Below are 7,882 nucleotides of genomic sequence, written 5' to 3'. Positions count from 1 at the left end.
AACAATGGGACGAGATACCACGCATCTTCGCCTCACCCACCTACAGACTTGACAATAACGAAGTCGAGCGCATTAACCGTTACATATCCCTGACCCGCCGTCGGCTGACAATCGGCTCCCACTCCGGAGCCGAAGTCGCCGCCCTGTACCACTCGCTGGCCATCACCTGCCATCGCTGCGGCGTAAACGTCTTCGACTACTTCTGCGACATAATCGACCGCTGCACCGTATGGCCTCCGAACACACCCATCGAAAAATACCGCGACCTGCTCCCTGACCGCTGGAAAACCTCACAAAAATAGCCGCCCAAAATCTGGACGGCTTTCTTTTTATGGCTTACCTGCTGTCGCGGACGGCTGTACAAAACGAGATTGATATTATTGCTGAAGATGAAATAGATAACAAGATAGAGTTTATTGAGGTCAAGCGACAAGCGAAGAACTTTGATGAAGAGGTCTTAAAAGCTAAATCTGAATCGTTTATGAAAACTGTCGGCTCTTTCAAGGATTATGAGATTATTTATAGAGGCCTCTCAATAAAGGATATGTAATTCAAGCAAATCTTTCTGATAAAGAATATCCCATCAGACATACAAGATGGGAGAAACCGCTGCCGGCTTCTGAATGTTTGGAGAAGATCTCTTTTTTACCCCCGAATATACGTTTCTGGAAGTTTCTGCGTTAATAATAAGGATATCCCGCATAAACAGGGGAAAATTCCGCATCAACAGGAGAATCATCATGAAACATTTCTGGTTACTGACAGCTATCTTACTGACCGCCTGCGTGCCTGCCTTTGCGCAAAACAGCGTAAAGATAGGAGGCACCGTCACGGACGACAACGGAAACCCTATCGAACTGGTGACAATACGCCTGGAAGGGACAGCCATCGGTACAGTCAGCAACCTGAAGGGACGCTATTCGCTGAAGTTTGAAAACCGGGACAGCGTGACCGTCATCTTCTCCATGTTAGGATACCAAACCCGGAAACGGAAACTGGTCAATCCGAAAGGGAACATCAGCCTGAACGTCGTACTCCCCCCGATGGACTTCGAACTAGGAGAAGTGAGCGTGACGGAACGGCGGAGGCAGACCGGAACCATCCAGCAGATAGAGACCGAAGGAAACCGTCTGATGCCGGACGCTTCGGGCGGAAGCATAGAGTCTGTGATTGCCACACAAGCAGGAGTGAGCAACAACAACGAACTGAGTTCGCAATACAACGTGCGCGGAGGTAGTTTTGACGAGAACATGGTGTACGTGAACGGCATCGAGATATACCGTCCGCTGCTCATACGCTCCGGCCAGCAGGAGGGACTGAGTTTCATCAACCCCGACATGGTGCAGTCCGTAGGCTTCTCCACTGGGGGATATGAGGCTAAATATGGCGACAAGATGTCGTCCGTATTGGACATCACTTATAAGAAGCCCCTACAGTTTGAAGCCAACGCCTCCGTCAGCCTGTTGGGCGCAGCAGCCTACATAGGCGCAGCTGGCAAGAAGCTGACGTGGACAAACGGCATACGCTACAAAACCAACCGCTATCTACTCGGCACACTGGACACCAAAGGGGAGTATGACCCGCGTTACATCGACTACCAGACGTTCCTGAACTGGACTCCGTCGAAACGTTGGGAGGCGGGGTTCATCGGAAACGTCTCAGAGAACCGCTACAACTTCCAGCCGGAAGACCGCTACACGCGATTCGGAACGCTGAGCAACGTACGGGAGTTCAAGGTGTTTTTCGAGGGGCAGGAGAAAGACCTGTTCCAGACCCTCTTCGGCGCCGCATACGCTACCTTCCGCCCGAACGAACGGAACAGCATCACCCTACAGGCTTCCGCTTTTCACACCCGGGAGCAGGAGACATATGACATCACGGGACAATATTGGCTGAGCGAACTGGACAGCGGGATGCAGAGGGCCGGAAGCGCAACAGCCGGAAGCGGTGCAGGCAGCACAACGGACACGAGCGACGGGACACAGGAAACCATGGGCGTGGGTACCTACATGGAGCATGCCCGCAATTACCTCACTGCCGACGTGCAAAGCTACTCGCTCACCGGATTCCACAGACTGAAAAACCACTCCCTGCAATGGAACGCCGAACTGAAGCAGGAACGCATCAAAGACCGGATGCGCGAATGGGAATTGCGCGACTCTGCCGGATATTCCATTTCGCAGGCAGCCGAAGGACCGGGACTTTTCCATGTCCTACACTCGCGCAACACGACAGACAGCCAGAGATATAACTTCTACCTACAAGATACCTACCGTTTCCACTCCACCGCCGGACTGTTCACCCTGACGGCAGGCGTCAGAGGAAGCTACTGGAACTGGAACAAGGAATTCATCGTCAGCCCTCGCGCCTCCTTGGCACTCATTCCCTCGTTCAACGAACGCTTCACGCTGAGAGTAGCGGCAGGCGTCTACTATCAGGCACCATTCTACAAAGAGTTTCGCGACACCACACAGGTGGACGGAACAACCATCGTATCACTGAACCGCAACATCCGCTCGCAGCGTTCCCTGCACTTCGTGGCAGGCGGCGACTACAACTTCCGTGTCGTGAACCGCCCCTTCCGCCTCTCTATGGAAATATATTACAAAGCATTGAGCAATCTTATTCCTTATAATATAGACAACGTGCGCATCAGTTACTACGGCAGAAACCTCTCAAAAGGCTATGCCGCAGGCATCGACATGAAGCTATTCGGTGAATTTGTGCCCGGAACGGACTCCTGGCTGACCTTCTCGCTGATGAAGACCGAAGAAAAAATAAACGGACAGTGGCTTCCTCGCCCCACCGACCAGCGATACCGCCTTTCACTCTACTTCACCGACTACTTTCCAGGTAGCCAGAAGTGGAAAATGAACCTGAAAGGTACCCTTGCCGGAGGACTCCCGTTTGGTCCCCCACACAGCGGACGTGAAGCAGCCGTGTTCCGCACTCCGCCCTACCGCCGCATAGACATCGGCATGTCGCGCTGCATCATTGACCGCAACCGACAGAAGAACCCACGCGGTATCCGCAACCTTTGGATAGGCATCGACGTTTTTAACTTGCTAAATATCAGCAACACCAACTCCTACTATTGGATCACGGACAGCCGAAACAACCAGTTTGCCGTCCCCAACTACCTGACCTCCCGTCAAATCAACCTGCGCCTGCTGCTCGACTTATGAGAATAAGCCGGAAAAAACGTCCAATGTTCGACTCGGAAACAATTAATTGACGAAATATTTCTTTATTAAGGAAGAATTTTCTTTCTTTGTACTGTTTTATGTCTTCGGTTAAGACATCATACTAACTTAAAAACATATAGTTATGAAGATTTCACACATTGAGCATCTGGGTATTGCTGTAAAGAGCATCGAAGAAGCCCTGCCGTATTACGAGAACGTATTGGGTCTGAAATGCTACAACATTGAGACAGTGGAAGACCAAAAAGTAAGGACCGCTTTCCTGAAAGTGGGCGACACTAAAATCGAACTTCTCGAACCGACTTCTCCTGAAAGCACCATTGCCAAGTTCATCGAAAACAAAGGCGTAGGTGTACATCACGTAGCATTCGCCATCGAAGACGGTGTGGCAAACGCATTGGCTGAAGTAGAAAACGCAGGTGTCCGCTTGATAGACAAAGCTCCACGCAAAGGTGCAGAAGGCCTGAACATCGCTTTTTTGCATCCGAAATCGACACTGGGGGTACTGACTGAACTTTGCGAAAAACCCTAAGTCATAAACCATCTCATTCACTCGATCATAAATCATACATTATTAATCATAAATTTAAGTAAGATGAGTAATCAACTTGAAAAGATTAAAGAGCTTATCGACCGCCGCGCGGCTGCACGCCTAGGTGGTGGCGAAAAAGCGATTGCCAAACAGCATGATAAAGGTAAATATACAGCTCGCGAACGTATAGCCATGCTTCTTGACGAAGGTAGCTTCGAAGAAATGGACATGTTCGTAGAACACAGATGCACTAACTTCGGCATGGAGAAGAAACACTATGCCGGTGATGGTGTAGTGACTGGTTGCGGTACCATCGACGGTCGTCTGGTGTACATCTTCGCACAAGACTTCACGGTTTCTGCCGGCTCGCTGTCCGAAACCATGTCCCTGAAGATCTGCAAGATCATGGATCAAGCCATGAAGATGGGTGCTCCCTGCATCGGACTTAACGACTCAGGTGGTGCGCGTATTCAAGAGGGTATCAACGCACTGGCGGGCTATGCCGAAATCTTCCAACGCAACATTCTTGCATCAGGTGTCATCCCGCAGATCTCCGGTATCTTCGGTCCTTGCGCAGGCGGTGCCGTTTATTCTCCCGCACTGACCGACTTCACGCTGATGATGGAAGGTACTTCTTATATGTTCCTGACCGGTCCGAAAGTGGTTAAAACCGTAACGGGTGAAGATGTTACTCAAGAGAATCTGGGTGGAGCAAGCGTACACTCCACTAAGTCGGGTGTCACCCACTTCACTGCCAAAACGGAAGAAGAAGGCTTGGCACTGCTTCGCAAACTGTTGGGCTACATCCCGCAGAACAATCTGGAGGAACCGCCTTACGTGGACTGCACCGACCCGATCGACCGCTTGGAAGACTCACTGAACGAAATCATCCCCGACAGTCCGAACAAACCCTACGATATGTACGAAGTTATCAGTGCCATCGTAGACAATGGTGAGTTCCTTGAGATTCAGAGAGATTACGCAAAGAATATCATCATCGGCTTTGCACGTTTCAACGGCCAGTCGGTAGGTATCGTTGCCAACCAGCCGAAATACTTGGCAGGTGTGCTCGACAGCAATGCATCCCGCAAAGGCGCACGCTTTGTCCGCTTCTGCGATGCTTTCAATATTCCTATCGTTTCGTTGGTAGACGTTCCGGGATTCCTGCCAGGCACGGGACAAGAATACAATGGCGTAATCCTGCACGGAGCCAAGTTGCTGTATGCCTACGGCGAAGCCACTGTGCCCAAAGTGACGGTTACGTTGCGTAAGTCCTATGGTGGTTCGCACATCGTGATGAGTTGTAAGCAGTTGCGCGGCGACATGAACTACGCATGGCCTACGGCTGAGATCGCTGTTATGGGTGGTGCCGGCGCCGTTGAGGTATTGTATGCCCGCGAGGCCAAAGAACACGAAAATCCTGCCCAGTTCCTCGCCGAGAAAGAAGCAGAATATACCAAGTTGTTCGCCAATCCTTACAATGCAGCCAAGTATGGCTATATCGATGATGTCATTGAACCGCGCAACACGCGTTTCCGCATCATTCGTGCCTTGCAGCAGTTGCAAACTAAGAAACTGACCAATCCGGCCAAGAAACACGGTAATATTCCTTTGTAAAACTCAGTAGGCAAGGCAGTCAGACAAAAGGCGCAGGAGAATTCCGTTCCCTGTCGGACTTGTCTCCTTGCCCACTCTAAAAACCAAGTTATATGAATAAAAGAAATATCGGAATATTCTTTACTTTGCTGCTGGTATTGGGCGTATGTTCTTCTTGTGGAGAGAAGAAAAGCAACAATAAGCTGTTGTTGAACGAAGTGCTGATGGTCAATGAAAGCAACTTCCAAGACGACTACGGCCAGCACAGCGCATGGATTGAAATATTCAACAAATCGTATGGTAGTGCCGACCTCTCCGCACACCTGCTGATGGTTGCACAGCCGGGTAGCGACACAATCAGATACTTCATCCCCAAGGGTGACGTACTGACTTTGGTGAAACCTCGCCAACACGCCCTGTTCTGGGCGGACGGAGAGCCGAAACGCGGAACTTTCCACACCAACTTCAAGCTGGATCCTGAGAAAGAGAACTGGATCGGTCTGTTCGACTCCGGCCGTAAGCTAATCGACGAAGTGACGATTCCTGCCGGTATCCTGAAGGCCAACCAGTCGTATGCACGCGTGAGCGATGCAGCCGCCGAATGGGAAGTCAAAGACGGAAGCAACGAGAAATACGTGACACCGAGCACCAACAACAAGACTATCGACAGCAATGCCAAGATGGAAAAATTTGCAGAGCACGACAGTGCCGGTATTGGTATGGCTATTTCGGCAATGAGCGTTGTGTTCTCCGGTTTGCTTTTGCTTTTCATCTCTTTCAAGATCGTCGGCAAAGTATCCGTAAACCTCAGCAAGCGTAATGCCATGAAGGCAAAAGGAATCACCGACAAGCAGGAAGCCAAAGAGAAAAAACTGGGCGAAGCACCGGGCGAAGTATTCGCCGCCATCGCTATGGCTATGCATGAGATGCAGAGCGACGTACACGATGTGGAGGATACCGTCCTGACCATCACCCGCGTAAAACGCAGTTATTCACCTTGGAGTTCAAAGATCTACACGTTGCGTGAAAATCCTCACAAAAAGTAACCACTTATAAATAGATAAAACATGAAAGAGTATAAATACAAAATCAACGGTAACGTGTACAAGGTTACCATTGGAGACATCGATGACAACATCGCTCACGTTGAAGTGAACGGTACCCCTTATAAGGTAGAAATGGAAAAAGCGCCTAAAGTGGCAGTGAAGCCTGTGGTACGCCCCGTAGCTCCCGCTCCTGCTCCGGCTCCTGTGGCAAGACCTGCGGCTGCCCCCAGTGGCAAGTCTGGTGTGAAGTCGCCGCTACCGGGTGTCATACTCGACGTGAAAGTCAACGTAGGCGACACCGTACAGAAAGGACAAACTGTCGTTATCCTCGAAGCCATGAAGATGGAGAACAACATCAATGCCGACAAGGACGGTAAAGTAACCGCAATCAACGTAAGTAAAGGAGAATCCGTTCTCGAAGGTACTGACCTCGTAATTATCGAATAATATGGGAGAATTTATCACATTTTTAGGAAACAACCTTGCCGACTTCTGGACTTATACGGGGTTTGCCAATGCTACAGGCGGACATCTCGTCATGATTCTGGTGGGCTTGGTGTTCATATACTTGGCAGTAGCCAAGGAATTTGAACCGATGCTGCTGATTCCTATCGGTTTCGGTATGCTGATCGGTAACATCCCCTTCAACATGGAAGCCGGATTGAAGGTCGGCATCTACGAAGAGGGTTCCGTGCTCAACATCTTATATCAGGGAGTAACCTCCGGCTGGTATCCGCCGCTCATCTTCTTGGGCATTGGTGCCATGACCGACTTCTCGGCACTGATTTCCAATCCTAAGCTGATGCTGATCGGTGCTGCCGCCCAGTTCGGTATCTTCGGTGCTTATATGATTGCCTTGGCGTTCGGTTTCGACCCCATGCAGGCAGGTGCAATCGGTATCATCGGTGGAGCCGACGGTCCGACGGCCATCTTCCTTTCATCCAAGTTGGCACCTAACTTGATGGGAGCTATTGCGGTATCGGCCTACTCATACATGGCACTGGTACCGGTGATCCAGCCTCCTATCATGCGTCTGCTCACCACCAAGCACGAACGGTTGATCCGCATGAAACCGCCACGCGTGGTTTCCCACACCGAGAAGGTCATCTTCCCAATCATCGGTCTGCTGCTTACTTGCTTCCTCGTTCCGTCCGGTCTGCCTCTGTTGGGTATGCTGTTCTTCGGAAACCTGCTGAAGGAAAGTGGCGTAACCCGCCGCTTGGCAGAGACAGCACGTGGTCCGCTGATTGACACCATCACGATTCTGCTTGGTCTTACGGTAGGTGCATCCACACAGGCATCCGAGTTCCTGACTTTGGATTCTATCTTGATCTTTGCGTTGGGTGCCTTGTCGTTCGTCATTGCTACGACTTCGGGTGTGCTCTTTGTCAAAATCTTCAATCTCTTCTTGAAGAAGGACAATAAGATCAATCCGCTAATCGGTAATGCCGGTGTATCTGCCGTGCCCGACTCGGCACGTATCTCTCAGGTGGTAGGTTTGGAAT

6 protein-coding genes and 2 pseudogenes (1 of these 8 cut by a window edge) are annotated in these 7,882 nt (G+C 50.6%); all 8 read left to right on the top strand.

All coding sequences use genetic code 11. The features are described 5' to 3' along the window. A pseudogene (locus tag QZ323_RS13665) lies at positions 1-302 on the top strand (IS66 family transposase); the annotation flags it as partial. Between the two features lie 29 nt (positions 303-331). Then, positions 332-550 carry a hypothetical protein gene (locus QZ323_RS13660; protein WP_294635259.1) on the top strand — a complete coding sequence of 73 codons (219 nt, stop codon included), beginning with the start codon at positions 332-334 and terminating at the stop codon, positions 548-550. A 190-nt stretch (positions 551-740) separates the two neighbouring features. Continuing rightward, positions 741-3,185, top strand: a complete 2,445-nt coding sequence (locus tag QZ323_RS13655; protein WP_294635258.1) for a TonB-dependent receptor — start codon at positions 741-743, stop codon at positions 3,183-3,185. Positions 3,186-3,327: 142 nt separating this feature from the next. Further along, entirely contained in the window at positions 3,328-3,735 is a 408-nt protein-coding gene (gene mce, locus QZ323_RS13650) for a methylmalonyl-CoA epimerase (RefSeq protein WP_294635257.1), read from the top strand. A 63-nt stretch (positions 3,736-3,798) separates the two neighbouring features. Next, positions 3,799-5,352, top strand: a complete 1,554-nt coding sequence (locus tag QZ323_RS13645; protein WP_294635256.1) for an acyl-CoA carboxylase subunit beta — start codon at positions 3,799-3,801, stop codon at positions 5,350-5,352. A gap of 92 nt (positions 5,353-5,444) precedes the next feature. Next, on the top strand, positions 5,445-6,377 hold the full coding sequence (locus QZ323_RS13640; RefSeq protein ID WP_294635255.1) for an OadG family transporter subunit: 933 nt from the start codon (positions 5,445-5,447) through the stop codon (positions 6,375-6,377). A gap of 21 nt (positions 6,378-6,398) precedes the next feature. Next, positions 6,399-6,824, top strand: coding sequence for a biotin/lipoyl-containing protein (locus QZ323_RS13635; protein ID WP_294635254.1), 426 nt, complete (start codon positions 6,399-6,401; stop codon positions 6,822-6,824). Between the two features lies 1 nt (position 6,825). Further along, a pseudogene (locus QZ323_RS13630) lies at positions 6,826-7,882 on the top strand (sodium ion-translocating decarboxylase subunit beta) (it continues 116 nt past the right edge of the window).

Source organism: uncultured Bacteroides sp., from assembly GCF_910585845.1.
Classification (GTDB): domain Bacteria; phylum Bacteroidota; class Bacteroidia; order Bacteroidales; family Bacteroidaceae; genus Bacteroides.
This window is presented reverse-complemented; position numbering and strand designations above follow the sequence as displayed.